This is a genomic window from Pedobacter hiemivivus, from assembly GCF_004331685.1.
GTDB lineage: Bacteria > Bacteroidota > Bacteroidia > Sphingobacteriales > Sphingobacteriaceae > Pedobacter > Pedobacter hiemivivus.
Genome location: NZ_SJSM01000006.1, coordinates 217,330 through 243,847, shown reverse-complemented (window position 1 = coordinate 243,847; position 26,518 = coordinate 217,330). Strand labels below are relative to the sequence as shown.

Sequence of the window (26,518 nt, the reverse complement as noted above, 5' to 3'; positions counted from 1 at the left end):
ATATTATAAGGAGAAAACTAAGGAGCGATACAAGATAGAAGCAAAGAACAGCGAGCTCAAAAACGTCCATGGATACAGACGTGCGACTTCCTATGGAATACAGAATATGGAAATGCAGGGGGCTATGGCAATTTTTACCGTAAACTTAAAAAGAATCCTAAAACTGATCTAATATTCAATAAATCTGAGTTAAATCCAGTCAATTGCAACCAAAATGCTTATTTATCCTTCGAAAAAGACAGGTATATATTGATCAAAAAATCAGTATAACGAAATCTCAACTTTGTTCAATAAAAAAACGATCAAGTAAAAAACATGTTCTACTTGATCGTTCCTTAAGCTGGCTCATAAATGAGGAACTTTTTCAGTGCCCTCACCATCGTTACGTCCCCTTTTAGTATCTTACAGAACTAAGCTTATAAAGAAAAAGCAGCTTTCACTTTATCTACAAAATCTAGTTTCTCCCAGGTAAACAGCTCGACAGTAACTGTTTTCACTTCACCGTTTGGTGTTTTGAAAGTTTTGGTTACAGTTTCTGGAGTACGGCCCATGTGACCATAAGCAGCTGTTTCGCTATAAATGGGATTTCTTAATTTCAAGCGTTGCTCAATAAAGTAAGGACGCATATCAAATATGCCCTCTACGATTTTAGCAATCTCGCCATCAGTTTTGTTTACTTTGCTTGTTCCGTAAGTGTTGATATAAATTCCCATAGGTTGAGCTACACCAATAGCGTAACTTACCTGTACCAGGATTTCATCAGCAACACCTGCTGCAGCAAGGTTTTTAGCAATGTGACGAGTAGCATAAGCTGCACTTCTATCAACCTTACTTGGATCTTTTCCTGAGAAAGCACCACCACCATGTGCACCTTTACCACCATAAGTATCTACAATGATTTTACGGCCTGTTAAACCAGTATCACCATGTGGACCGCCGATTACGAACTTACCGGTCGGGTTGATATGGTATTCAATTTTATCGTTAAAGAAGTGTGCGTATTGAGGGTATTTGGCAATGATTCTTGGAATCAGGATGTCAACTAAGTCTTTTTTGATTTTGGCTAGCATTGTAGCTTCCTCAGCAAAATCATCATGCTGTGTAGAAATTACAATCGCAGCAATACGTACCGGCTTGTTATCGTCTGAATATTCAAGAGTTACCTGAGATTTCGCATCTGGGCGTAAATAAGTGATTTCCTTGTTTTCACGTCTTAAGATAGCTAGTTCTTGTAGCAAAGTATGCGACAAGTCTAAGGCCAAAGGCATATAGTTTTCAGTTTCGCTGGTTGCATAACCAAACATCATTCCCTGATCACCAGCACCTTGCTCTTCCTTGCTGCTTCTATCCACTCCTTGGTTGATGTCTTGAGATTGCTCATGGATAGCCGAAAGGATACCGCAAGAGTTCGCCTCAAACATATACTCACTTTTGGTGTAACCGATTTTACGGATTACATCACGGGCAATTTGTTGTACATCCAGGTAGGTAGTAGATTTTACCTCTCCGGCTAGAATGACCTGGCCGGTAGTCACTAATGTTTCGCATGCTACTTTTGAATCTGGATCAAAAGCTAAGAAGTTATCGATTAGCGCGTCAGAAATTTGATCAGCGATTTTATCAGGATGTCCTTCGGAAACAGATTCTGATGTAAATAAATACGACATTTTAAATAATTAATTTAAATAAGTAAACAATTACGTAAAATGGAAGTTGATCCTGCAAAAACAGGCAGTAAAATGAAGTGTATGACAGGTTAGCACTTTTTTTTACGTGGTTGCAATCCCGCTATTTTTACATAGCATCGCAAATCAGTCCACTTTAATGCTGCAAAATTACACTATATATTCAAATAGTCAAAAAATATCTATTATTTTGTATTCTAATAAAGCGCGAAGACCTTGTCAAAATTAAATATTTTATTTATCATAAACCCAATATCGGGGGGGAAGAATAAGTTAAAAATTCCTGCACTGATAGACGCTCATCTGGATCGGACAAAGTTCAATCCGAACTTTGCTTTTACTGAATATGTTGGCCATGCTGCTGAAATAGCGGAGGAAGCTGCAAACAAGAACTTTGATGTGATTGTTGCCGTTGGCGGCGATGGCACAATAAATGAAGTTGCAGCCAAAGTAATGCAGCAAAACAAAATACTTGGTGTCTTGCCTTTTGGATCAGGAAATGGTTTAGCAAGATTCTTAAAAATACCGATGAATACGGTAAAAGCGATAAACGTGATTAATAAATGTAAAGTATCGGTTATTGATACAGCTACATTTAACGAGAAGTGCTTTTTTAACATGGCCGGTATGGGATTTGATGCCCACATCAGCTCTGTGTTTGCAGGTAATAAGAGTCGGGGACTAAGTGGATATGTAAAATTGGGTTTGCAAGAAATGTTTAGCTACAAGCCGCAAACGTATCAGATTACGGTGGATGGAAAGGAATACTCGCGCAAGGCATTTGTGATCAGTGTAGCCAATTCTTCGCAGTATGGCAACAATGCACACATCTCTCCAAAAGCATCGGTTACAGATGGCTTGCTGGATGTTTGTATTGTAAAGGAGTTTCCATTGTATAAAATTCCTGTTTTGGCTTATCAAATGCTACGGTTAAAAACAGACAACTCGAATATGGTAGAAATTATTAAAGGAAAAAATATACACATCAGCCGGATAAAGGAAGATGCCATACATATTGATGGAGAGCCTTATTTTATGGGGAAAGAAATCGCCGTTACTGTTAACCCTCTGTCTTTAAATATCATTACGCCTGATTATGAAGCCTAAAAAGAAAACACTAAGCGACTTAGGTGGAATCATGTATTCAACAGATCCATCTTTTACTTACGAGGATGAAAATGCAGAACCTGCTGAAGCTCTGGCTAACAATCAGCAGAATTTGCGTGTAATGTTGGACAAAAAGAACCGTGGCGGAAAAGCTGTAACATTGGTTACTGGTTTTGTTGGGAGTGATGAAGAGTTGGAGAAGCTGAGCAAAATGCTGAAAACCAAGTGCGGGGTAGGCGGAGCAAGTAAAGATGGCGAAATTCTAATCCAGGGCGACTTTAGAGATAAAGTCTTGTTGTTGCTTCAAAAAGAAGGCTTTAAAGTCAAAAAATCAGGGGGCTGATAATGTTTTCTGAAAACGTTTTAAATTGTTGATATTCAGCTTATTGAAGTTGGTGTATCTGCGACAATAAGTAAATTTTTTCGGGCAAAATTACGCTTATTCCCTTTTTATCTGCATAACTTTGTCGGACTAACTTACTTATTTATGAGCAAAGCGTTTATGCTTAAGCCTGACTTGAACTATTTGAACCTAGATTCAGATAATGCTCTATTTCAGCTTAATGTGGCACAACTGGTTGAAGAGGCCTTGAAGAATGGAGAAGGTACGCTTGCCGATAGCGGTGCATTGGCAATTGACACAGGTAAATTTACCGGTCGTTCTCCGAAAGACAGATTTATTGTTTGCGATGACATTACTCAGGATACCGTTTGGTGGGGTGACATCAACATCAAAATTGATGCACAACATTTCGATTCCCTTTTTAATAAGATTACTGTGCACCTTAACCAGAAGGATTTCTATGTACGGGATGCTTATGCCTGTGCGGATGAAAAGTATAAAACAACCATCAGAGTGGTTACGGAAACGGCTTATCAAAATCTTTTCGCCAATAACTTGTTTTTGAGATTTGGGGAGGAAGAAGAGGTGGTTGGCCAACCAGAGTGGACGATTATAGCTGCGCCTACTTTTTTAGCTGATCCTGCTGTAGATGGGACCAGACAACCAAATTTTTCTATCCTGAACTTTACTAAAAAGATGATTTTGGTAGGTGGATCAGGTTATACCGGGGAGATAAAAAAAGGGATATTCTCTGTACTTAACTTCATTTTACCCGAACAAAGAAAGACTTTATCGATGCATTGCTCTGCCAATGTAGGCAAGGACGGCGATACAGCAATCTTTTTTGGCCTTTCTGGAACAGGGAAAACCACGCTTTCGGCTGATCCTGAAAGAGGACTGATCGGTGATGATGAGCATGGCTGGAGTGACGATTCTGTGTTCAATTTTGAAGGCGGATGTTATGCTAAATGTGTAGATCTAACTGCCGAAAAAGAACCTCAGATACATAATGCCATTAAGTTTGGCGCATTGCTGGAGAATATCAATTATTTCCCTCATACACGTACCGTAGATTTTTGTAATATAGATAAAACGGAAAATACGAGGGTAGCTTATCCTATTGATTATATTGATAATGCGATTTTACCATCAATAGCCGGAATGCCTAAAAATATTTTCTTTTTAACGGCTGATGCGTTTGGCGTTTTACCTCCGATATCAAAATTAACTCCGGGACAGGCGATGTTCCATTTTATATCTGGCTATACTGCTAAGGTTGCAGGAACAGAAGCTGGGGTTACAGAGCCTCAGTTGACCTTCTCTGCTTGTTTTGGTAAAGCATTTATGCCATTGCACCCAACACGCTATGCAAGTTTGCTAGGCGAGAAGATGCAAAAGCACAAGGTGAATGTTTGGCTGATCAATACAGGATGGAGTGGCGGAGCTTATGGCGTAGGAAAACGGATGAAATTAGCCTATACAAGGGCCATGATTGCTGCGGCATTGAAGGGTGAATTTGAAAATATCGCTTTTGAGGCAGACCCTGTATTCGGATTGTGTATTCCTGTAGGCTGTCCGAATGTCCCTGCAGAAATATTGAACCCAAGAAATACCTGGTCGGATCCGAAGGAATATGATGTAAAAGCAAACGAATTGGCTTTGGCATTTATAAATAACTTTAAGCAGTTTGAAGCCTACGCGAGTGAAGAAATGCTTGCATCCGTGCCTAAAGTTGTCGAAAACGCACATTAAAAGCATTTTTTTCTCGAAAAATTTGCATTTCAATTTTTTTTTAGTTTTAATTGCGAAAGATTGTCTCTCCACCGGGACAATCTTTTTTAATTATACTAACTACGTGAAGGGAAATATTCGGGGGAATAGGCTAACGATAATTTAATTTGGAATTAAAATGAAAATTATAAATTTGTTGTTACAACAATACTTTATAATGGTCGTTGTGTGTATTACGGAATATTTATCTAATTTTAAAAAACAAAGTACTAAAAACTAAAAAACTAAAAAAAAATGGCAAACGCACCAAAACCTACAACAGTAAAAAAAGAAAGCTCGACAGCTTCAAATCTATTCGCTACATTAACGATTCCAATTTGTATCATCATCGGTATATGTATTTTTAAATTTATCCTGGGTGATCCAAAAAACTTTATCGACGATAACGTTGAAAATTTGCCTAAAGTAGGTAACTACGCAGGTATGGCTTATAAAGGTGGTTTTATCGTACCAATCCTAATGGGTATGTTCTTAATGGTAATCGTATTCTCTGTTGAGCGTTTTATTGTTATTGGTAAAGCAACAGGTAAAGGAAGCTTAGATGGCTTTGTAAAAAAAGTACAGTCTCTTTTAAATGCAAACAACATTGAGTCTGCAATGGCTGAGTGTGACAAACAACAAGGTTCTGTTGCAAACGTTATCAAATCGGGATTGAAAAAATACCGTGAAATGGAAGTTGAGCCAAATATGGACACTGACCAAAAATGTTTAGCTATCCAGAAAGATATCGAAGAAGCTACTACTTTGGAAATGCCAATGTTAGAGCAAAACTTAACTGTAATTGCTACTTTAGTATCAGTAGGTACTTTGATGGGTCTATTAGGAACAGTAACAGGTATGATCAAGGCCTTCGGTGGTTTGGCTAACTCTGGTGCTCCAGATCAAGCTGCGTTAGCAACTGGTATCTCTGAGGCTTTGATTAACACGGCTACAGGTATTGGTACTTCTACACTTGCAATTATCATGTACAACATCCTTACTTCTAAAATTGATAAATTAACTTATGCAATTGATGAAGCAGGTTTCAGCATCATCCAAACTTACGCTAGTACGCATAAATAAAAAATAATGAATTTTTTTTTACCGGCTTTATGGAAAACCGGGAGAATTAACATCATTAGTTTAAAACATAAGTAATTTTAAAAAATTATGCCAAGAGCAAAGGTTCAAAGAAAGAGTACTGCGATAGATATGACCGCCATGTGCGATGTATCTTTCCTATTGCTTACTTTCTTTATATTAACAGCAACAGCGCGCCAACCTGATCCTTTGGATGTTACTATTCCTTCATCGACCTATAAACTTAAGGTTCCTGATTTGGATATGGGGATATTGTCAATAGGTAAAGGACAAGTGTTCTACGAAATCGTAGGTAAAGACGTTAAAATGTCTACGCTGGATAAGATGGGCGAAAAATACAACATTCAATTTACTCCACAAGAGCGTGAGCGTTTTGGTGTAATTGGAGCGTTTGGAGTTCCGATCCAGAGTTTAAAAGGATTCATCGCTATGGATGGAGAGAAAAGAACAGAGTTTCAAAAGAACGCTGGTGGTATTCCTGCCGATTCAACTGACAATCAGTTGGCCGAATGGATCCTGCAGTCCCGTACGTCTGTTGCCGAATTACACTCTACACAAATGCGTGTGAGTATAAAAGGAGATGCAGAAGAAGAGTATCCTTCGGTTAAAAAAATCGTTGACATTCTTCAGAAGCAAAAAATTAACAAATTCAGTTTAATTACATCCGCCGAAGGCGATGCTAAATAATATTATATTATGGCAGAATTAGATACCTCCGGCGGGGGGGGCAAAAAAGGCAAAAAAGTAAGGAGTAAGAAACAAAGTACCAAAGTAGATTTAACTGCGATGGTGGATTTGGCCTTCTTGCTAATCACTTTCTTTATGTTAACCACCTCCCTGTCGAAACCAATTGCAATGGATATTGCAAAGCCTGATAAAGACGATAACTCAGTTGAAAGGAATGAATTACGTGCTTCGGAAACGATGACTATCTTATTGGGTAAAAACAATAAAGTAGCCTGGTATATGGGGGAAGCAGGTAAATCAAAACCTAATGTTGAAGCTTTTGCTGATATCAGAAAGTCAATATTAGATAATAAAAAGAAGGTAGCAGATGCTACTGGCGGAAGGCAGATCATTATGATTATTAAACCGACTTCTGGAGCGACTTATAAGAACTTTGTTGATATTATGGATGAGTTGTCGATCACTAAGATCACTACAGCACCAGCGATTGATGACGAGAACATTCTTGATAGTGAAAAGGAGTTCATGAAACAGGCTGGAATTTTATAATAAAATAATTAACAATATTAAAAATAGGAAGCTATGTTTGGTTCTAAGATAGATTTATTAAAGACAGAGTGGCTAGACGTTGTATTTGCAAATAAGAATAAGAAATACGGAGCTTACGAGCTGCGTAAGCAAAGTGCTGCAAATACTACAAAGGCTCTTGTCATCGCATCATCGGTATTTATACTGATGTTTGTGGCGCCTAAGATCATTAGCTTGATCAAAGGTAAGCTACCTGAAGAAGAGGTAGTGAAACAGGTTGAGGTTGTGGTTGCGCCACCTCCACCGGTAAACCCGGAGACACCTCCGCCACCACCGGTTGAGCCACCGCCACCAAAACAGGATCAGATTAAATTCCCTCCTCCGATTGTAAAACCGGATAATGAGGTAATTGATAAAGAACCTGTTCAGATTGAAGATTTGAAAAAGGCTGACCCAGGTCAGAAAACCATTGAAGGTGACCCAACAGCTGATATCGTTATCGCTGGTCCGGTTGGAGATGGCCCTAAACAGGCAGCAGTAGTGGAAGATACCAAGGTTTATGACTTTGTGAGTATCGAAACTCAGCCAGGATTCCCAGGTGGTTTGGAGAAATTCTACGCTTACTTGAAAAAAGCAGTTAGATATCCTGCAATGGCTCAAGAGAATAATATTCAAGGTAAAGTGTTCTTATCTTTCGTAGTAGAGAAAAATGGAAAGCTTACTGACATTAAAGTGGAAAGAAAACTAGGTGGCGGTACCGATGAGGAAGCCATCAGGGTACTTAAAGCGAGTCCGAACTGGACACCGGGTATTCAAAACGGTAAACCAGTACGTGTGAAGTACAATATTCCAATTAGCTTTACCTTATCAAATTAGAATGTTTAATTTCGAAACATTTAGACAGAAATCGCCTCAACAGCGATTTCTGTTCATTTTAGGGCTGGTCATGTTCCTCTTTTACCTGGTACTTGGCGGGATGTTGATCTTTGGAACAACGCTGTTGAATCAGATTCAGCCGATGTACAGAATCTTGTTAGGCTGCTTGTTGATCGCCTATGCAGTGATCAGATTTATACGTTTAATTAACCAGAAACCTGAAGAGGATTAATAATTTATTGTTTAGTATGAAGAATCTTAGTTTTGTCCTTTTACTGATGGTTTTTGTGGCTTGTAAACAGAAGCCAAAGCCTGCAAGCGGTGTGGAAGAGACGCGTACATCTGGTACTGTGAGTATGCTGGTAGACGAGTCTTTCTCGGGAGTGTTAGCCGATCAGATAGAAGTATTTAAAACAGATTACCCGGATACTAAGTTTACCATCATCGAGGGCAACGAGCAGCGCATCCTGCCTACTTTTTTAAATGACAGTGTGCGGGTGCTTATTTCATCGAGAATGCTTACACCTGAAGAGGATAAGATGTATAGAAATAGAAGTATTGTCCCAAAAAGTTCGAGGTTTGCAATTGATGGCATTGCTTTAATTACCAATAAGGATAACCTGGATAGCAATATTACAGTGGATGAGGTCGTTAGTATATTAAAAGGGACATCAATAAATGGTAAACAGTTGGTATTCGATAATGCTTATTCGAGTACTTTACGTTATTTTAAAACACTGGCAGGCATTACAACATTGCCGCCAAAAGGAATTTATACTTTAAAGACCAATAACGATGTGATTAAGTATATTGCAGAAAATAAAGGGTCTATAGGAGTTGTAGGAGTGAACTGGCTGATCGATAATAACAAAGATATGGCCGGTTATCTGGATAAAGTGAAGATGATGGGCGTGAAGAATGTGAAGGGTAAAAAAGGGGATGATAAATTTTATCAACCAATCCAGACGAATTTAATTAATGGAATTTATCCTTTCTTAAGAAATATATATATTATCAATGCGGAAGGCAGGGATGGTTTAGGTACAGGTTTTGCAAATTGGTTAGTAAGTCCGAGGGGACAACTGATTGTACTTAAATCCGGATTAGGTCCACATAAGATGGCTTCTCGCGATTTTAATTTTAAGAATACAAACTAAATTTTATATTTGAAAGATGAAGCCTGCGTGGGCAAGTTTCAAAAGAACTAAAAAACAATAAACGAACCATGAAAATGACAAAGAAAGCAATAACCTTAAGTTTAGGTTTAGTAGTGATGGGTTCTGCCTCTTTTGCTCAGAGCTTAAGTGACGCAAAGAAGGCCATAGATGCTGAACAGTATCAGAAAGCGGCTTCAATGCTTAAAACACTTGTAAAGAATCAAGCCAGTAAAGGCGAAAACTACTATACTTTAGGAGAGGTATATTTACTTATGGAGTATCCTGATTCTGCACGTGCAGTATTTACTCAGGGTGTGGCTGCTGATGCTAAAAATTCATTAAATTATATTGGTCTTGGTGAAGCGGATTTAGCTTCGAATAATCCAACATCAGCAAAAACAAACTTTGCTAAAGCGGTAGAAGTTTCTTCTAAAAAAGATTATATCCCTCAATTGTATATTGGAAAAGCGTATATCTCAGGAGCTAAGCCTGATTTTGAGGCTGCATTGCCATACCTTCAAAAAGCTGAAGAACTGGATGCAAATGATAAAGACGCAGAAACGTTTTTAGCATTAGGTGATTATTATGCTTTGCAAAAGAAAAACTCTGAGGCTTTGCAAAATTATATGCGTGCAGGTAACATCAACGAAGCTCTTTTAAGAGGTAAAGTTCAGATTGGCCGTATGTACAAAGAATCAAGGGCATTTGCGGAGTCGGAAGAAGCGTTAAAAGAGGTGATTGCTAAAGATCCTAACTATGGTCCTGCTTACCGTGAAATTGCGGAGCTGTATATGCAGTGGGCACTTCAACTGGCTAATGAGTTTCCAGCAAGATCTGCTCAGGCTGTAGAAAATTACAAGAAATATATTGATTTAACTGATAACTCTTTTGAGTCGAAATTGCGTTATGCGCAGTTCTTGTTCTATGCAAAGGATTTTAAAACTTTAGAGGAAGTAACATCTGCACTTGCAACAACTAACCCTAATGATCCAAAAGCGCTTGTAGTTTTAAGATTACGTGGTTATTCGGCATTTGAGAATAAGAACTATCCGAAAAGTTTAGAGTATATGAATGATTTCTTTGCTAAGAATAAAGATACTTCACGTATAGTAGCAGGTGATTATTTATACTTGGGTAAAGCTTTATTGCAGAATGGTAATGATAGTTTGGCTTTACCTACGATCCTTAAAGCAGTGGCTAAGGATTCGACTACTACTGAGGCTTTGGACGAAGTAGCGTTGGCTTTATTTAAAGGTAAAAAATATAGTCAAGCAGGTGATGCGTACGCAGCTTCTGTGAAGGCTAATCCTGAAGGAAAAAATGCTTTAACCAATTATTATTACTTAGGTACAGCTAGATACTATGACTATGCAATTAAAGACAGAGATGGTAAACACCCTGATAAGAAAATCATGGTTGAGGCGGATTCTGCTTTTGCGCACATCATTAAGGTGAAAAATGATTTTGCTTTAGCTTATACTTTCAGAGCGCGTGTTGCTAAATATTCTGATGACCCTAATAACCCTAAATGGTTGGCTGTTCCTTATTATGAGCAGTTGATTCAACTGGTTACTGTGACTAAGCCTGAATTGGCTACTGCTTCAGCTAAGGACCTTGTAGAGGCTTATGTTTATGTAGGTTCTTTTTACGCTCAGACTGATAAAGAAAAAGCAAAAGAATACCTGAATAAGGCTTTGGCTATTGACCCTGCAAACGTAGGTGCTCAAAACCGCTTAAAGGATTTGACATCACCGGCTCCTAAGGCTCCGATGAAGAAAAAGTAATAAATTAAATAATAAATAGAAAGGCAGGGTTGTTATCCTGCCTTTTTGTTTTATTTTTGTCCCAAATTATTTTCAAATGGAAACGCAAAGTGTACCTGTAGATTTTTTACCAATTATAATTCAAGTAATCGTTGCTTTAGGATTTGTTGTTGTTACTTTAATTGCAACACACTTTTTAGGGCCAAGAAGGAAGACCAAAGATAAATTGGAAACCTTTGAAGCAGGGATTAAGACCATTGGTAATGCGCGTCAGCCATTCTCTATTAAATACTTTTTAGTAGCTATCCTCTTTGTCCTTTTTGATATTGAGGTAATTTTCATGTATCCCTGGGCAGTTAATTTCAGGGAGCTGGGCATGACCGGCATGGTAGAAATGTTTATATTTATGGGGACCCTATTACTGGGTTTTATATATGTGATAAAAAAGAAAGCGCTGGACTGGAATTAATCTATTTAGATCGGTTCTAAATGCAGATAGCGTAGACCAATTGCTTCAAAAAATTGTAAATTTGTGGTTCATTCTTTAAAGGAATGAACCTTTTTCGTTTTGTATCATGAGTGACATCAATATAGTAGACGCGCCGCCAGGCATTGAAGGATCTGGTTTTTTTGCCACCTCTTTAGATAAAGTTATTGGTTTGGCTCGCTCCCATTCGTTATGGCCGCTACCCTTTGCTACATCTTGTTGTGGTATCGAGTTTATGGCAACCATGGGTTCTCATTACGATCTTGGCCGTTTTGGGTCAGAACGTTTAAGCTTTTCTCCGCGTCAGGCAGATTTGCTAATGGTGATGGGTACCATCGCCAAAAAGATGAGCCCGGTTTTAAAACAAGTTTATTTGCAAATGGCTGAACCTCGTTGGGTGATTGCTGTAGGTGCTTGTGCATCAAGTGGAGGTATATTCGATACTTACTCTGTTTTGCAGGGTATTGACGAAATTATCCCTGTTGACGTATATGTTCCGGGCTGTCCACCAAGACCTGAAGCTATTTTAGATGGCTTTGGTAAAATTCAGGAATTGGTGAGAAATGAATCTTCGAGAAGAAGGGATTCTGACCAGTACAAAGAAATGTTGGCTTCATACGGAATACTATAATGGCAAAGGTGACTAATCAAGAAGTAATTGCATTGCTAGACGAGAAGTTTGGTAATAAGATTACAGACGTGAATGAGCCTTATGGCTTACTTACTTTTGAAACGACTAAAGATGTAATTATTGAAGTGCTTAAGTTTTTGAAAGAAAACACGGTAACTGACTTTAATTTCCTTACAGATATTACGGCGGTTCATTATCCTGAAAAAAAGCATGGTATTGCAGTGGTTTATCACTTGCATAGTATGGTTAAAGGGATCAGAGTAAGGATAAAAGTATATATTGATGAGCAGCATCCTACTATCCCTACCGCAACTTCGGTTTGGAATGGTGCAAACTGGATGGAACGCGAAACTTACGACTTTTTCGGTGTGAAATTTGAGGGACATCCTGACTTAAGAAGAATCTTAAACATGGATGATCTTGGCGTTTTTCCGATGTTGAAGCAATATCCTTTGGAAGATCCAAATAGAGTAGATAAAAAAGATGAATACTTTGGTAGATAAGCATATGAGTCACAATCAACCAGTATATACAGATAATGATCCGCAGAGTGAATTGGTAACCCTTAATTTGGGCCCAACACACCCGGCAACCCATGGTGTGTTCCAGAACGTGTTACAAATGGACGGTGAACGCATTGTGAGTGGTGTTTCTACCATTGGGTATATTCACCGTGCATTTGAAAAAATTGCTGAACACAGGCCGTTTTATCAGATCACGCCTTTAACAGATCGATTAAACTATTGTTCGTCGCCCATCAATAACATGGGATGGCATATGACAGTAGAGAAATTGCTGAATATTCAAATGCCTAAGCGCGTGGATTACCTTAGGGTAATCATCATGGAATTGGCACGTATTTCTGACCATATCATTTGCAATACCATTATTGCTCAGGATACGGGAGCAACTACAACTTTCCTTTACCTTTTCCAGTTCAGGGAACATATTTACGAGATTTACGAAGAGATTTGCGGTGCGCGTTTAACAACAAACGTTGGCCGTATCGGCGGTTTTGAAAGAGATTTCAATGACATCGCTTTTGCAAAGATCAATAAGTTTTTGAAAGAGTTTCCCGTAGCATTGAAGGAGTTTGAAAGTTTACTAAACCGTAACAGGATCTTTATTGATCGTACTGCGGGGGTAGCTTGTGTGACTCCGGAACAGGCCTTAGATTTTAGCTGGACTGGTCCATTGTTGCGCGCTACAGGTGTAGATTATGATGTACGTATGAGCGAGCCTTATTCATCATATCAGGATTTTGATTTTGATGTTCCGGTAGGTACCAGCGGTGATATTTATGATCGCTATAGGGTTCGTAATGAAGAAATGTGGCAAAGTGTACGTATGATTGAGCAGGCAATGGAGAAATTGAAGAAAGAACCTGCGGGAATATTCCATGCAGATGTTCCTGAATTCTATTTACCGGCCAAGGAAGAGGTATATAACAATATGGAAGCATTGATTTATCACTTTAAAATTGTGATGGGAGAGATTGATGCCCCTAAAGCTGAGGTTTACCATGCTGTTGAAGGTGGTAACGGTGAGCTTGGTTTTTACCTGATCAATGATGGTGGAAGAACACCTTACCGTTTGCATTTCAGAAGACCTAGTTTTATAAATTATCAAATGTATGCGTCCATGAGTAAAGGTATGCTGTTGTCAGATGCCATTATTAACATGAGTAGCATGAATATTATTGCAGGAGAATTAGATGCTTAAAGTAGAAGAACAACAACCTGTAGAGTTTTCGTCAGCTTTAATAGAAAAGTTTGATGAGCTCGTTAAAAGATATCCTGAAGGCAAGCAAAAGTCGGCCTTACTGCCTATTCTGCATGAAGTGCAGGCTGAGCTAGGCTGGTTAAGCCCAGCTGCAATGGATAAAGTTGCCGCTTATTTGGACATTCAGGATATTGAAGTTTATGAGGTAGCCTCGTTTTACAGCATGTATTTTTTAAAGCCGCAAGGTAAATATGTACTGGAGGTTTGCAGAACAGGACCTTGCTGTCTTGTTGGTGCTGAGAAGCTGATGGGCCATATTGAAGCGAAGCTTGGAGTGAAAGAAAACCAGGTGACCGAAGATGGTTTATTTAGCTGGAGAGGTGTTGAATGTTTAGCTGCTTGCGGTTACGGCCCGGTTTTACAAATTGGCCCTGAATATACATTTTACGAAAACCTGAACGAGCAAAAGGTAGACGAATTGATAGAAGATTTACGCAAAAAATAATGGGACGTAAACTATTATTAGAACATATAAACGTACCGGGCATCAATACACTTGATGTTTATCGCCAAAAAGGCGGGTATCGTGCCGTTGAGAAGGCTTTAAAGACCCTTACTCCTGATGAAGTAGTAGAAGAGGTTAAGAAGTCCGGATTACGCGGTCGCGGTGGTGCAGGATTCCCTACGGGAATGAAATGGAGCTTTTTGGCTAAACCAGAGGGCGTTGCCCGTTACCTGGTTTGCAATGCAGATGAGTCGGAGCCGGGTACTTTTAAAGACCGGTATTTGATGACACACATCCCCCATGCATTGATTGAAGGAATGATTGTTTCCAGTTTCGCATTGGGTGCTAAGACTTCTTACATCTATGTACGTGGTGAGATGATGCCGCAGATCCGTATTCTGGAGAGAGCAATTGCCGAAGCCAAAAATGCTGGATTTTTAGGTAAAAATATTTTAGGTTCAGGTTACGATCTGGAACTATACGTTCAGCCAGGTGGTGGTGCCTATATCTGTGGTGAGGAAACAGCTTTGCTGGAATCACTGGAAGGTAAACGCGGAAACCCAAGGATTAAACCACCTTTCCCTGCTATTGCGGGATTGTATGGTTGTCCGACGGTAGTGAACAATGTGGAATCTATTGCTGCTGTTGTTCCGATCATTAATGATGGGGGTGATGAGTATGCAAAGGTTGGTATTGGTCGCAGTACTGGAACGAAATTGATTTCTGCTTCGGGTAATTTAGTGAGACCGGGAGTTTATGAAATTGAATTGGGCCTACCTGTTGAGGAATTCATCTATTCTGATGAATGGTGTGGTGGTATTGCTAATGGCAAACGTCTGAAAGCTACCGTTGCCGGCGGATCATCGGTGCCTATATTACCTGCAAATTTGACTTTAAAGCTGGCCAATGGCGAACCAAGGTTGATGAGCTATGAGTCATTGTCTGAAGGTGGTTTTGCTACTGGTTCGATGATGGGATCGGGTGGTTTTATCGCTTTTGATGAGGATCAGTGTATCGTTAGAAACACCTGGAACTTCTCTCGTTTCTATCACCATGAAAGTTGTGGACAGTGTTCGCCTTGTAGAGAAGGAACGGGCTGGATGGAAAAAGTGCTGCACAGGTTGGAGTATGGACATGGCAAAATGAGCGACATTGACTTATTGGTTGATGTGTCTAAAAAAATAGAAGGAAATACGATTTGTCCACTTGGTGACGCGGCTGCATGGCCTGTAGCAAGTGCGATCAGACATTTCAGAGACGAATTTGAATGGCATGTAAATGAGCCGGTTAAAAGCTTATCTACAAATTATGGTTTGGCTAATTATGCTGAGCCGATTGCCAAAGCTGTTACGGTAGAAAATTAACAACAGAGAAAAGAATAGCTGCAACAATGAGTGATACAGTTAAAGTAACCATAGACGGAATAACAGTAGAAGTGGCCCCCGGTACCTCTATCCTAAATGCTGCAAGGCAGATAGGCGGAGATATTGTGCCACCTGCAATGTGCTATTATTCTAAATTAGAAGGCAGCGGTGGGAAGTGCCGTACTTGTATTGTTAAGGTAAGCAAAGGTTCTGAAAAAGACCCGCGTCCAATGCCTAAACTGGTAGCATCATGCCGTACTGCTGTAATGGATGGTATGGAGGTGATGAACATTACTTCTCCAGAAGTAATTGAAGCCCGCAGTGGTGTAGTAGAGATGTTGTTGATCAACCATCCATTGGATTGTCCGGTTTGTGACCAGGCTGGTGAATGTGATCTTCAGAATCTTGGCTACGAGCATGGTTTGCAGAAAACAAGATATGAGTTTGAGCGTAGAACGTTTGAGCGTATAGATATTGGCGATAAGATCCAGTTGCACATGAACCGTTGCATTTTATGCTACCGTTGTGTGTTTACTGCGGATCAGATTACAAATAAAAGGGTACATGGTATCTTAAATAGAGGTGATCACTCGGAGATTTCAACTTATATTCAGACTGCGGTTGACAATGATTTTTCAGGAAACGTAATTGATGTTTGCCCGGTTGGTGCTTTAACTGATAAAACTTTCCGATTTAAAAACAGAGTTTGGTTTACTAAACCTATCGATGCACACAGAGATTGCCCTACTTGTAGCGGTAAAGTAACGTTGTGGTATAAAGGTGAAGATGTGATCAGGGTTACTGCACGTAAAGATATTTACGGGGAAGTAGAGGAGTTTATTTGCAATACTTGCCGTTTTGACAAGAAAAAAACTGCGGATTGGGTAATTGAACATCCTACACAAATTAGTGATACTTCAGTGATTTCTTCTAATCACTACGAAACTTTAAAACCATTGCCGGTTATTCAGCCGAATCCGAAATTGCAGGAAGCGAACCGCATTGAACTAGAAAAAACTATAAAATTCTAATGGATATAGCTTTTGTAATTGAAAAATTTGTACTTGTAGCTATCATATTTGGTATCAGTTTAGTGATTGCCATGTATTCTACTTATGCAGAAAGAAAAGTGGCTGCTTTTTTACAGGACCGTTTAGGACCGGATAGAGCAGGCCCTTTTGGCATATTGCAGCCTTTGGCTGATGGACTAAAAATGTTCATGAAGGAAGAGATTATTCCTACAAATGCCAGTAAATGGTTGTTTATGATTGGTCCTGGTTTGGCCATGTTAACCGCTTGTATTGGTACTGCAGTTATTCCTTGGGGTAGTGCAATCACTATTGGCGACCGGGTTATCCCTTTACAGGTAACGGACATCAACGTTGGTATCTTATACATTTTTGGCGTTGTGTCATTAGGTGTATATGGTGTGATGATTGGTGGTTGGGCATCCAATAACAAATATTCGTTGTTAAGTGCGATTAGAGCTGCTTCTCAGAATATCAGTTATGAGATTGCGATGGGCTTATCGATCATTGCTTTATTGCTGGTAACGGGTTCTATGAGCTTGAAAGAGATTGTAGAAGGACAGCATGGCTGGCACTGGAATGTATTGTATCAGCCAGTTGGCTTTATACTTTTTATGGTTTGTGCTTTTGCAGAGACGAATAGAGCGCCTTTCGATTTACCTGAGTGTGAAACGGAGCTAATTGGTGGATACCACACAGAGTATTCCTCTATGAAACTTGGTTTCTATTTGTTTGCTGAATACATCAATATGTTTGTTTCTGCAGCAGTAATGGCTACTTTATATTTCGGTGGTTATAACTACCCTGGTATGGATTGGGTATTGGCCAATACTGGAGCTGTAATTGGTCCGCTAATCGGAGTAGGCGTATTCTTTATTAAAATATTTGCATTTATATTTTTCTTTATGTGGGTTCGTTGGACTATTCCACGTTTCCGCTACGATCAGTTGATGCATTTGGGCTGGAAGGTATTGATCCCTTTGGCTATAGCGAATATAGTAGTTACCAGTGTGGTGATTGCGGTAATTGAAGGATTTTAACATCCACGTAAGTGGAATAATAAGGAGGTTTAATGGAACCATTAACCAGTAAGAAGAAAGTATTAGAACAAAAGCCCTTAACCTTTGCAGAGCGCATGTATTTGCCTGCTATCGCTAAGGGGATGGCTATTACCATTAGTCACTTCTTTAAGAAAGAAGCGACGATCAGATATCCTGAGGTGGAGCGGGAGTTCTCTACCAATTTTAGGGGGATGCACTCTTTAAAAAGAGATGAAGAAGGTAAAGAGCGTTGCACAGCTTGTGGTTTATGCGCTTTATCATGCCCGGCAGAAGCAATTACGATGATTGCCGCTGAGCGTAAACCTGAGGAGAAAGACCTTTACCGCGAGGAAAAATATGCTTCGGTATATGAGATCAACATGCTCCGCTGCATTTTTTGCGGTTTGTGTGAAGAGGCTTGTCCGAAAGAAGCAATTTACCTGGATGGACCAATTGTACCTGCTGATTATTTGCGTAAAGACTTTATTTACGGTAAAGATAAGTTGGTAGAACAACCATTAAATAAATAATAAATGACTACATCAATATTCTATTTTGTTGCCACACTAAGTATCATCTTTTCACTGATGGTTATTTTTGCAAAGAACCCAGTGCATAGTGTGCTTTACCTGATTGTTACGTTTTTTACGTTTACGGTTCATTACATTTTGCTGAATGCACAGTTTTTGGCCGTGGTAAATTTTATTGTGTACATGGGTGCGATCATGGTTTTATTCCTCTTCGTATTGATGCTACTGAACCTGAATAAGGACAATGAACCACTAAAATCGACCTTGATTAAGGTAGTGGGCGTTATTGCTGGATGTTGTTTACTGGTTACATTGGCTGGTGCTTTAAAAGCGACAGCGATTTCTGATCCTGTGGTATTGAGAAACCCTAATCTGGGTTTGGTAAAGAACCTGGGTAAAGAGTTGTTTGGCCCTTTTATGTTGCCATTTGAACTGTGTTCTATCTTATTGCTTTCGGCAATGGTAGGTGCTATATTATTAACTAAAAAAGAAAAAGTATAATGGGGAACATTACTCAGGAATTACAAGGAGTTCCGCTTAACCATTACATTTGGCTAAGTGCAATCATCTTCACTATTGGTGTTATTGGTGTGCTAACACGCAGAAATGCAATCGTGATCTTCATGTCTGTAGAGCTGATGCTGAATGCCGTGAATTTGTTGTTAACCGCGTTCTCGGTACATAACAATGATGCTTCAGGTCAGGTATTCGTGTTTTTTATTATGGTACTGGCTGCCGCAGAGGTGGCAATTGGCTTGAGTATTATTGTAATGATTTACAGAAATACCCAGTCTACAGATGTTAATGTGTTGAATCGCCTTAAGTGGTAATTATTAAGAAGAAATTATAAGATGATAAATTTAGTTTGGCTGGTTCCGTTGATTCCTCTGTTGGGCTTTATAATAAATGGCCTTGGCAGAAATTCATTGTCCAAAAACCTGATCGGGTTTATAGGAAGCAGTGTAATATTCATTTCGTTCGCCATCAGTTTGGGAATATTTTTTGAGCTGGGTGCTGATACGAATAAATCTCATGAGATATTTCTTTTTGATTGGATCAGCGCTGGAAGCTTACACATTCCTTTGTCTTTTTTAGTTGATCCATTAAGTTCATTAATGCTCTTAATCATTACAGGAGTAGGCTTTCTGATCCACATTTACGCTATTGGCTATATGCATAGCGATGAAGGTTTTGGTAAGTTTTTTAGCTACCTGAACCTGTTTATCTTCTTTATGTTGCTATTGGTTTTAGGATCAAACTATATTGTGATGTTTATCGGTTGGGAAGGTGTAGGATTATGTTCTTACTTACTAATTGGCTTCTGGTATACAAATAGCGCATATGCATCGGCAGCGAAAAAGGCCTTTGTGATGAACCGTATTGGTGATTTAGGTTTCTTGTTGGGTGTGTTTTTAATCTTCACAACTTTTGGTAGTGTAGAGTTTGGTAAGATCTTCCCTCAGGCGCAAAATATGTTGCCCGGTAATGGTACCATTGCTTTAATCGCTTTATTCTTATTTATAGGTGCCTGCGGTAAATCTGCGCAGTTGCCATTATTTACCTGGTTGCCAGATGCGATGGCGGGTCCAACTCCGGTTTCGGCGCTAATCCACGCAGCTACCATGGTTACAGCAGGTATTTATATGATTGCGAGATCGAACCTGTTATTTGACCTGGCACCAATGATACAGCATGTAATTGCTATTGTTGGTTTGGCTACGGCCGTTGTTGCAGCGATCATCGCCTTGACACAAAATGATATTAAAAAGGTACTGGCCTATTCAACTGTATCTCAATTGGGTTATATGTTCCTTGGTTTAGGTGTTGGTGCTTACAATGGGGCTTTCTTCCACGTAATTACCCATGCTTTCTTTAAAGCCCTATTGTTCTTATGTGCAGGTTCTGTAATTCACGCTTTACACCATGAGCAGGATATGCGTCATATGGGGGGCTTGCGTAAGAAATTACCAGTTACTTTTATCACCATGTTAATTGGTACCATTGCTATTGCAGGTTTGCCACCGTTTTCAGGGTTCTTCTCTAAGGATGAGATTTTAGCACATGTTTATTTACATGATAAAGTAATGTGGGGAGTTGCAGTATTTACAGCTTTCTTAACGGCATTTTATATGTTTAGAATGTTGTTCCTTACTTTTTATGGAAAATACCGTGGTACACACCATGCTGAAGAGAAAATTCATGAGTCACCAAACTCTATGACTGTGCCTTTGATCATTCTGGCTGTTCTATCTGCCATTGGTGGTGTGATTGGTATTCCGGAAGCATTGGGTGGAAGTCATTGGTTATCGCATTGGTTGTCTCCAGTAATTAAACATGTAGGCGAATCTCCGGATCATGCTACAGAGTATATGTTAATGGCTGTTTCGGTGGTTGGGGTGTTAATCTCTATCGCTGTTGCTTATGGTAAATATGTTAAACAAAATCATATTCCTATACCAGACGAAGGCAAACGCAGCGGATTGGCTAACCTGTCATACAACAAGTTTTATTTTGATGAAATATATAATGCTTTATTCACGAAGCCTTTAGATGCGATTTCAGGCTTCTTTTATAAAATCGTTGACAATAAAATTGTAGACGGAATTGTAAATGGCTTGGGCTGGACAACCTCTGAGGCTAGCAAGGGCTTACGTTTATTGCAAACGGGAAATGTTGGCTTTTATATTTTTATGATGGTGATAGGAATCATCTCAATGTTATTGTATACTTATTTATCACTATAAAAGATCGTTCAAGAAAAGATAATGGAACAACTTTTACTACTTCTTATATTTATACCATTGCTTGGCGCCTTGGTTACGGCGTTTACGGGAAATGGAGCAAAACATGTTGCATTGGTTAATGCAATTGTTTCTTTAGCCCTGGCCTTGGTTATGGTATGTAATTTTATCCCGGATGCAAGCACACAGTTTGTGGTAAACTGTCCATGGATAAAAGATCTTGGAATTAGTTTCCACGCCGGTGTTGATGGGATTAGCATGATCATGATACTGTTGACTAACGCATTGGTTCCGCTCATCATTCTTTCGGCTTACCAACATCAGTATAAAAATGCGAATGCTTTTTTCGCTTTGATATTGTTTATGCAAAGTGGTTTATTGGTGGTGTTTACCGCTATGGACGCTTTCCTATTCTATATTGGATGGGAAGCAGCTTTGATTCCAATTTACTTTATCTGTGCGATATGGGGTGGTAAAAACCGCATTAAAGTAAACATGAAGTTCTTTGTTTACACGATTGCAGGTTCATTGTTCATGTTGTTAGGTATCATTTACCTTTATTTACAGAACCCTTCAAATAATTTCGACATACAGGCATTTTATAGCCTTAGTTTAGATTCAACTCAACAGGCATGGATATTCTGGGCTTTCTTTATTGCTTTTGCGATTAAGATGCCAATATTTCCTTTCCATACCTGGCAGCCTGACACCTATACCGAAGCTCCGACTCAAGGAACCATGTTACTTTCGGGTATCATGCTTAAAATGGGTATTTATGGTGTGATCAGATGGTTATTGCCTATCGTACCAGCTGGCGTTCAGCAATGGGGACATGTGGCGATCATTTTATCTATCATCGGCGTGGTTTATGCTTCTTTGATTGCATTTACACAAAAGGATGCCAAAAGATTGGTTGCTTACTCTTCGATTGGTCACGTTGGTTTAATCGCTGCTGGTATCTTCGCTTTAAATGTGCAAGGTATGCAGGGTGCAATGATCCAGATGTTGAGTCATGGTATAAACGTGGTAGGTTTGTTCTTCGTGCTGGATATTATTGCCGGCCGTATGGGGACTTACAAGATTGCTGAATTGGGTGGTATTGCTAAACAAGCACCTAAGTTGGCCATCGCATTTCTGATTATTCTTCTGGGAACGGTAGCTTTACCGGGAACCAATGGATTTATAGGGGAATTCCTTTTACTGATTGGTATTTATCAATATAGCTTATGGGCGGCAATATTTGCCGGTTTAACCATCATTTTTGGTGCGGTTTATATGTTCAGAATGTATCAAAACATTATGCTGGGCAAAACCAATGAACTGACCATTGGCTTTACAGATATAAAAGGATCAGAGCAGGTTGTATTGTACGTTATCTGTGCATTGGTTATTGTATTGGGTGTTTATCCAAAACCAATTCTGCAGCTTTCTGAGGCGTCGGTACAACATTTAATAGAACAGGTAACACAAAAATTAACATCGGTAAACTAAGGAAATGAATATCATTATAACAATAACTGTTACAGCTTTAGTGGTGCTTTACGCAGGTTTGTTTAAGGCTAAAAAAGCGTTATTACCCATTACCTTACTTGGTTTACTTACCTCGTTGGCTTTTGTGGCCACAGGCTGGAATGCCGATCACAGCTACTATGGCATGATGCAAATGGATAATTTTGCATTGGCATTTACCGGAATAACGGTATTTGGTACTTTACTTATATTTTTACTTACTCAAAACTACTTTGCTGCAGACAGCGAAAATATTGCGGAGTACTTTACCTTGATTCTTTTTGCCCTTACAGGTATCGTGATCATGGTTTCCTATACAAATATGTCGATGTTGTTTATCGGCGTGGAGATCATGTCGGTGAGTTTATATATCCTTGCGGGTATACGTAAAAGTAACTTTGCCTCTAATGAGGCTTCATTAAAGTATTTCCTGATGGGTGCATTCTCTACAGGTTTTCTTTTATTTGGAATTACGCTGATTTACGGTGCAACAGGATCTTTTGATCTTGGAGTAATCAATCAGTATTTGGTGACCAACTATAAATCAATTTCTCCGATGTTTTATCCGGGGATCATATTGCTAATGGTTGGCTTATGTTTTAAGATTGGAGCTGCTCCATTCCACTTTTGGACACCGGATGTATATGAAGGTGCGCCTACATTGATTACGACCTTCATGTCTACGATCGTTAAGACTGCAGGTTTTGCTGCATTCCTTCGTTTGTTTGCGGGTACTTTTGCGCCTTTACATGATTTCTGGATGCCACCATTGATGGCTATCGTATGTTTAACCTTGTTAATCGGAAACGTAACGGCCTTGTTCCAAAAGAACTTTAAAAGAATGTTGGCCTATTCGAGTATCTCACATGCGGGTTATTTGTTATTCTCACTAATTGCTTTAACTGCAAATTCGGCTAACAATGTATTGGTCTATGCTGCTGCTTATACTTTTGCAACGATCATTGCTTTTGCGGTTTTAATTTTGGTGAAGCAGAAGACTGGAAACGACAATTTCGATAGCTTTAATGGCCTGGCTAAACGTAATCCATTTACGGCGTTAATATTGACTATTGCGATGCTTTCGCTTGCAGGAATTCCACTTACGGCTGGATTTATCGGGAAATACCTGATGTTTTTAAATGTGATGAAGGAGTACCAGGTATATCTGGTTGCTTTTGCTATTTTAAATGCACTGGTAGGCTTCTATTATTATTTTAGAGTTATTGTGGCTATGTATTTCAAAGAAGGTAGCGAGACGGAATTACAAACGCCTTTTCAATACCAGTTGGTGCTTGTTTTCTCGGCTTTGATTACCATATTTTTAGGGGTATATCCAGCGGTAATTTTAAATTTGATATAGGCTTTTCTATTGATAATTATTTGTAGTTTTACGAATAATTGAAATATGCACGATTTCTGGACCACATTACAGCACTTCATTGATCCCGAAAAATTACTTAGAGAAGGTGGTTTTTACGTTGTAATGTTCGTGATATTTGCCGAGACAGGCTTGTTCTTTGGGTTTTTTCTGCCTGGAGACTATCTTTTGTTCCTTGCCGGTATGTTTGTCGCCACAGGCAAATTAGATGTAAATATCTATGTCCTGATTTTTGGTCTGTGTGTTTCTGCAGTTTCAGGCAATTTTGTAGGGTATTGGTTTGGTCGAAAGACGGGCCCGGTATTGTATCATCGGAAGGAGTCTTTCTTCTTTAAACGCCGTTATTTAAAGGCTGCAGAGGAATATTACAATAAGCAGGGAGCTTTTGCATTGATTATGGGTAGATTTGTACCCATCGTTAGAACTTTTGCACCGATTTTTGCTGGTGTAGTAAAATTGGATTTTAAAAGATTTGCCTTGTACAATGTTGCAGGTGCATTAATATGGATAGCTTCCTTAACTTTGCTTGGTTATTTTCTGGGCAAAAGATTTGAAAAAGAGATTAACGATTATTTATTATATATAATTATAGGTTTTATTGTCATCACTACAATTCCGCTGATTTATACCTTTGTGAAAAAGAAAGTGGTTAAGGATGGCAATGATGAATTATCAAATACTGAACAATAAAAATGAGTAAAGACGACCATCACCCGTGGCACAGTGTATCTCCAGGCCACAATGTGCCAGAGATAGTGAATGCAATTATTGAAATCCCTAAGGGATCAAAAGCGAAATATGAAATTGATAAGGATTCGAATCTAATTAAATTAGACCGTGTTCTTTTTTCTTCTGTAATGTATCCTGCAAATTATGGCTTTATCCCGCAAACTTATTGCGATGATAATGATCCATTAGATATCCTGGTACTATGTTCTGTGGATGTTTATCCTATGACCATTATTGAAGCCAAAGTTATCGGTGTAATGCACATGGTAGACAATGGTGAGCAAGATGATAAGATTATTGCGGTAGCTAAAAACGACATGTCGGTAAACTACATCAATGACCTTGCGGAATTGCCTCCACATACAATGAAAGAAATCGTGAAGTTTTTCCAGGATTACAAAGCTTTGGAAGAAAAACAAGTAACAATTGAACATTTACTTGGAGTGCGTTACGCACACAAAGTAATACAAGAAAGCATGGAGCTTTACGACAAAGAGTTTAGAAATAAATCTTAAATGGAGTTATTCAAAATATTTTTTACCTTTTTTCTGGTCGCCCTAAACGGCTTTTTTGTTGCTGCTGAGTTTGCAATTGTAAAAGTTCGGGCTTCTCAGATTGAGATAAAAGCTAAATCCGGGAGCCGTGTTGCTAACATCGCAAAACACATTACCCAGCATTTGGATGGTTATCTTGCCGCAACACAGTTGGGAATTACCCTGGCCTCTCTTGGTTTAGGTTGGGTGGGTGAGTCTGTTATGCACAGTCTTGTGCATGACTTGCTGATCAATTTCCAACTTTCTGAGGTATTGATAACTTCTATTTCAACCGGATTGGCCTTCTTGTTCATTACGGTAATGCACATTGTTTTTGGAGAATTGGCACCAAAATCTATTGCCATCCAAAGACCAGTGGCTACCACATTGTTTATCGCCCTGCCACTTCAGGCATTTTATTGGTTGTTTAGACCTTTTATATGGGTGCTAAACGGTTTTGCCAATATTGTCTTGAAAGTATTTGGTATCTCTACTATTGGTGGACATGATTCTGTTCACAGTACCGAAGAGCTTTACTATTTGCTGGATCAGGGAAAGCAAAGTGGCGCATTAGACACGAATGAGCATGAGCTGATTAAAAACGTTTTTGATTTTAATGAGCGTGTAGTAAAAAATATTATGGTTCCACGTACTAAGATTTCTGGTGTAGAGCTTTCTACCCCTAAAATGGAAGTCGTTGAAATGATTATTTCGGAAGGATATTCACGCCTCCCTGTATACGATGATATTATTGATAAGATTATCGGTATTGTGCATGCTAAGGACATCCTTCCGTTGTTGGCTCAAAATAAGGACTGGACGTTAAGTGACATCATTAGAAAGCCTTATTTTGTTCCTGAAACTAAAAAGATCAATGATCTGTTGAGTGAACTTCAGCAAAAACGCATTCAAATTGCTATTGTAATTGATGAGTTTGGTGGGACTGCCGGTATGGTTACCCTTGAAGATATTGTAGAAGAAATTGTTGGCGAAATACAGGATGAGTATGATGAGGAGAAGCCTACAGTAGAAAAGATATCTGATACCGAATTTATCATTAATGCTTACGCTACAGTTTATGATGTAAATGAGCACCTCCCACACGACCTTCCTGAGGATGAAGATTTTGATACTGTAGGTGGATTGGTATCTCATGCTTTTGGTAAAATACCTGAGGTTGGAGATAGCGAAGAATGCTATGGCTACTTGTTTACGATCTTAAAGAAAACAGAACAAAATATAGAGACCATTAAGCTGGAGTTGGTGATCAATAAAAGCGATGCGATAGACTTACATTAAAATCA

General features: G+C 39.1%; 29 protein-coding genes. 28 read left to right on the top strand and 1 reads right to left on the bottom strand.

Going from position 1 to position 26,518, the window contains the following annotated elements; all coding sequences use genetic code 11:
- The coding region (locus EZ444_RS13085; protein WP_205945266.1) for a transposase at positions 1 to 172 on the top strand (172 nt) is incomplete at its 5' end.
- A 244-nt stretch (positions 173 to 416) separates the two neighbouring features.
- Here EZ444_RS13085 and metK read toward each other — a convergent pair.
- Positions 417 to 1,667 (bottom strand): methionine adenosyltransferase, encoded by a 1,251-nt coding sequence (metK, locus tag EZ444_RS13080; protein ID WP_131609496.1) that lies wholly within the window; start codon positions 1,665 to 1,667, stop codon positions 417 to 419.
- Positions 1,668 to 1,901: 234 nt separating this feature from the next.
- On the opposite strand from metK, the gene EZ444_RS13075 reads away from it, so the two are divergent.
- The 27 genes from EZ444_RS13075 to EZ444_RS12945 all read left to right on the top strand — a co-directional run bounded on the left by EZ444_RS13075 (position 1,902) and on the right by EZ444_RS12945 (position 26,513).
- A complete protein-coding gene (locus EZ444_RS13075; protein ID WP_131609495.1) occupies positions 1,902 to 2,792 on the top strand; it encodes a diacylglycerol/lipid kinase family protein in 891 nt (296 codons plus the stop codon).
- Positions 2,782 to 3,135 (top strand): translation initiation factor, encoded by a 354-nt coding sequence (locus tag EZ444_RS13070; RefSeq protein WP_131609493.1) that lies wholly within the window; start codon positions 2,782 to 2,784, stop codon positions 3,133 to 3,135. Before EZ444_RS13075 ends, EZ444_RS13070 begins: the two co-directional genes overlap by 11 nt.
- 144 nt (positions 3,136 to 3,279) lie before the next feature.
- Positions 3,280 to 4,887 (top strand): phosphoenolpyruvate carboxykinase (ATP), encoded by a 1,608-nt coding sequence (gene pckA / locus EZ444_RS13065; protein ID WP_131609491.1) that lies wholly within the window; start codon positions 3,280 to 3,282, stop codon positions 4,885 to 4,887.
- Positions 4,888 to 5,160: 273 nt separating this feature from the next.
- Positions 5,161 to 5,988 carry a MotA/TolQ/ExbB proton channel family protein gene (locus tag EZ444_RS13060; protein ID WP_131609489.1) on the top strand — a complete coding sequence of 276 codons (828 nt, stop codon included), beginning with the start codon at positions 5,161 to 5,163 and terminating at the stop codon, positions 5,986 to 5,988.
- Positions 5,989 to 6,075: 87 nt separating this feature from the next.
- Complete coding sequence (locus tag EZ444_RS13055; RefSeq protein ID WP_131609488.1) at positions 6,076 to 6,693, top strand: ExbD/TolR family protein; 618 nt, start codon at positions 6,076 to 6,078, stop codon at positions 6,691 to 6,693.
- 9 nt (positions 6,694 to 6,702) lie between these two features.
- The gene (locus EZ444_RS13050; protein WP_131609486.1) at positions 6,703 to 7,242 is read left to right on the top strand and encodes an ExbD/TolR family protein; all 540 of its coding nucleotides are present in this window, start codon (positions 6,703 to 6,705) and stop codon (positions 7,240 to 7,242) included.
- A gap of 33 nt (positions 7,243 to 7,275) precedes the next feature.
- The gene (locus EZ444_RS13045) at positions 7,276 to 8,097 is read left to right on the top strand and encodes an energy transducer TonB (protein ID WP_131609484.1); all 822 of its coding nucleotides are present in this window, start codon (positions 7,276 to 7,278) and stop codon (positions 8,095 to 8,097) included.
- 1 nt (position 8,098) lies between these two features.
- Positions 8,099 to 8,329: a hypothetical protein gene (locus EZ444_RS13040; protein WP_131609482.1), complete on the top strand. Its 231-nt coding sequence runs from the start codon at positions 8,099 to 8,101 to the stop codon at positions 8,327 to 8,329.
- A 16-nt stretch (positions 8,330 to 8,345) separates the two neighbouring features.
- Positions 8,346 to 9,254 carry a substrate-binding domain-containing protein gene (locus tag EZ444_RS13035; RefSeq protein ID WP_131609480.1) on the top strand — a complete coding sequence of 303 codons (909 nt, stop codon included), beginning with the start codon at positions 8,346 to 8,348 and terminating at the stop codon, positions 9,252 to 9,254.
- Between the two features lie 74 nt (positions 9,255 to 9,328).
- On the top strand, positions 9,329 to 11,038 hold the full coding sequence (locus EZ444_RS13030) for a tetratricopeptide repeat protein (protein ID WP_225874721.1): 1,710 nt from the start codon (positions 9,329 to 9,331) through the stop codon (positions 11,036 to 11,038).
- A 76-nt stretch (positions 11,039 to 11,114) separates the two neighbouring features.
- Positions 11,115 to 11,486, top strand: a complete 372-nt coding sequence (locus EZ444_RS13025; RefSeq protein WP_131609477.1) for an NADH-quinone oxidoreductase subunit A — start codon at positions 11,115 to 11,117, stop codon at positions 11,484 to 11,486.
- A gap of 106 nt (positions 11,487 to 11,592) precedes the next feature.
- Entirely contained in the window at positions 11,593 to 12,135 is a 543-nt protein-coding gene (locus EZ444_RS13020) for an NADH-quinone oxidoreductase subunit B (protein WP_131609475.1), read from the top strand.
- On the top strand, positions 12,135 to 12,638 hold the full coding sequence (locus EZ444_RS13015; protein WP_131609473.1) for an NADH-quinone oxidoreductase subunit C: 504 nt from the start codon (positions 12,135 to 12,137) through the stop codon (positions 12,636 to 12,638). The genes EZ444_RS13020 and EZ444_RS13015 overlap by 1 nt, the downstream gene beginning before the upstream one ends.
- A gap of 4 nt (positions 12,639 to 12,642) precedes the next feature.
- Positions 12,643 to 13,857 (top strand): NADH-quinone oxidoreductase subunit D, encoded by a 1,215-nt coding sequence (locus EZ444_RS13010; RefSeq protein ID WP_131609515.1) that lies wholly within the window; start codon positions 12,643 to 12,645, stop codon positions 13,855 to 13,857.
- The gene (locus EZ444_RS13005) at positions 13,850 to 14,362 is read left to right on the top strand and encodes an NADH-quinone oxidoreductase subunit NuoE family protein (protein ID WP_131609471.1); all 513 of its coding nucleotides are present in this window, start codon (positions 13,850 to 13,852) and stop codon (positions 14,360 to 14,362) included. Before EZ444_RS13010 ends, EZ444_RS13005 begins: the two co-directional genes overlap by 8 nt.
- A complete protein-coding gene (nuoF, locus tag EZ444_RS13000; protein WP_131609469.1) occupies positions 14,362 to 15,726 on the top strand; it encodes an NADH-quinone oxidoreductase subunit NuoF in 1,365 nt (454 codons plus the stop codon). Before EZ444_RS13005 ends, nuoF begins: the two co-directional genes overlap by 1 nt.
- Before the next feature lie 26 nt (positions 15,727 to 15,752).
- The gene (locus EZ444_RS12995) at positions 15,753 to 16,757 is read left to right on the top strand and encodes a 2Fe-2S iron-sulfur cluster-binding protein (protein ID WP_131609467.1); all 1,005 of its coding nucleotides are present in this window, start codon (positions 15,753 to 15,755) and stop codon (positions 16,755 to 16,757) included.
- Positions 16,757 to 17,794, top strand: a complete 1,038-nt coding sequence (nuoH, locus tag EZ444_RS12990; RefSeq protein WP_131609466.1) for an NADH-quinone oxidoreductase subunit NuoH — start codon at positions 16,757 to 16,759, stop codon at positions 17,792 to 17,794. Before EZ444_RS12995 ends, nuoH begins: the two co-directional genes overlap by 1 nt.
- 32 nt (positions 17,795 to 17,826) lie before the next feature.
- Positions 17,827 to 18,324 (top strand): NuoI/complex I 23 kDa subunit family protein, encoded by a 498-nt coding sequence (locus EZ444_RS12985; protein ID WP_131609464.1) that lies wholly within the window; start codon positions 17,827 to 17,829, stop codon positions 18,322 to 18,324.
- A 3-nt stretch (positions 18,325 to 18,327) separates the two neighbouring features.
- The gene (locus EZ444_RS12980) at positions 18,328 to 18,825 is read left to right on the top strand and encodes an NADH-quinone oxidoreductase subunit J family protein (protein ID WP_131609462.1); all 498 of its coding nucleotides are present in this window, start codon (positions 18,328 to 18,330) and stop codon (positions 18,823 to 18,825) included.
- The gene (gene nuoK / locus EZ444_RS12975) at positions 18,825 to 19,154 is read left to right on the top strand and encodes an NADH-quinone oxidoreductase subunit NuoK (RefSeq protein ID WP_131609460.1); all 330 of its coding nucleotides are present in this window, start codon (positions 18,825 to 18,827) and stop codon (positions 19,152 to 19,154) included. The genes EZ444_RS12980 and nuoK overlap by 1 nt, the downstream gene beginning before the upstream one ends.
- A gap of 21 nt (positions 19,155 to 19,175) precedes the next feature.
- Positions 19,176 to 21,068, top strand: coding sequence for an NADH-quinone oxidoreductase subunit L (gene nuoL / locus EZ444_RS12970; protein WP_131609458.1), 1,893 nt, complete (start codon positions 19,176 to 19,178; stop codon positions 21,066 to 21,068).
- A gap of 21 nt (positions 21,069 to 21,089) precedes the next feature.
- Positions 21,090 to 22,556, top strand: a complete 1,467-nt coding sequence (locus EZ444_RS12965) for a complex I subunit 4 family protein (protein WP_131609456.1) — start codon at positions 21,090 to 21,092, stop codon at positions 22,554 to 22,556.
- Between the two features lie 4 nt (positions 22,557 to 22,560).
- Positions 22,561 to 23,934: an NADH-quinone oxidoreductase subunit N gene (locus EZ444_RS12960; protein WP_131609454.1), complete on the top strand. Its 1,374-nt coding sequence runs from the start codon at positions 22,561 to 22,563 to the stop codon at positions 23,932 to 23,934.
- Positions 23,935 to 23,979: 45 nt separating this feature from the next.
- The gene (locus tag EZ444_RS12955) at positions 23,980 to 24,642 is read left to right on the top strand and encodes a DedA family protein (RefSeq protein WP_131609452.1); all 663 of its coding nucleotides are present in this window, start codon (positions 23,980 to 23,982) and stop codon (positions 24,640 to 24,642) included.
- Positions 24,643 to 24,644: 2 nt separating this feature from the next.
- Positions 24,645 to 25,196, top strand: a complete 552-nt coding sequence (locus EZ444_RS12950) for an inorganic diphosphatase (RefSeq protein WP_131609450.1) — start codon at positions 24,645 to 24,647, stop codon at positions 25,194 to 25,196.
- On the top strand, positions 25,197 to 26,513 hold the full coding sequence (locus EZ444_RS12945; protein WP_131609448.1) for a hemolysin family protein: 1,317 nt from the start codon (positions 25,197 to 25,199) through the stop codon (positions 26,511 to 26,513). It begins immediately after the preceding gene.
- Positions 26,514 to 26,518: the final 5 nt, after the last annotated feature.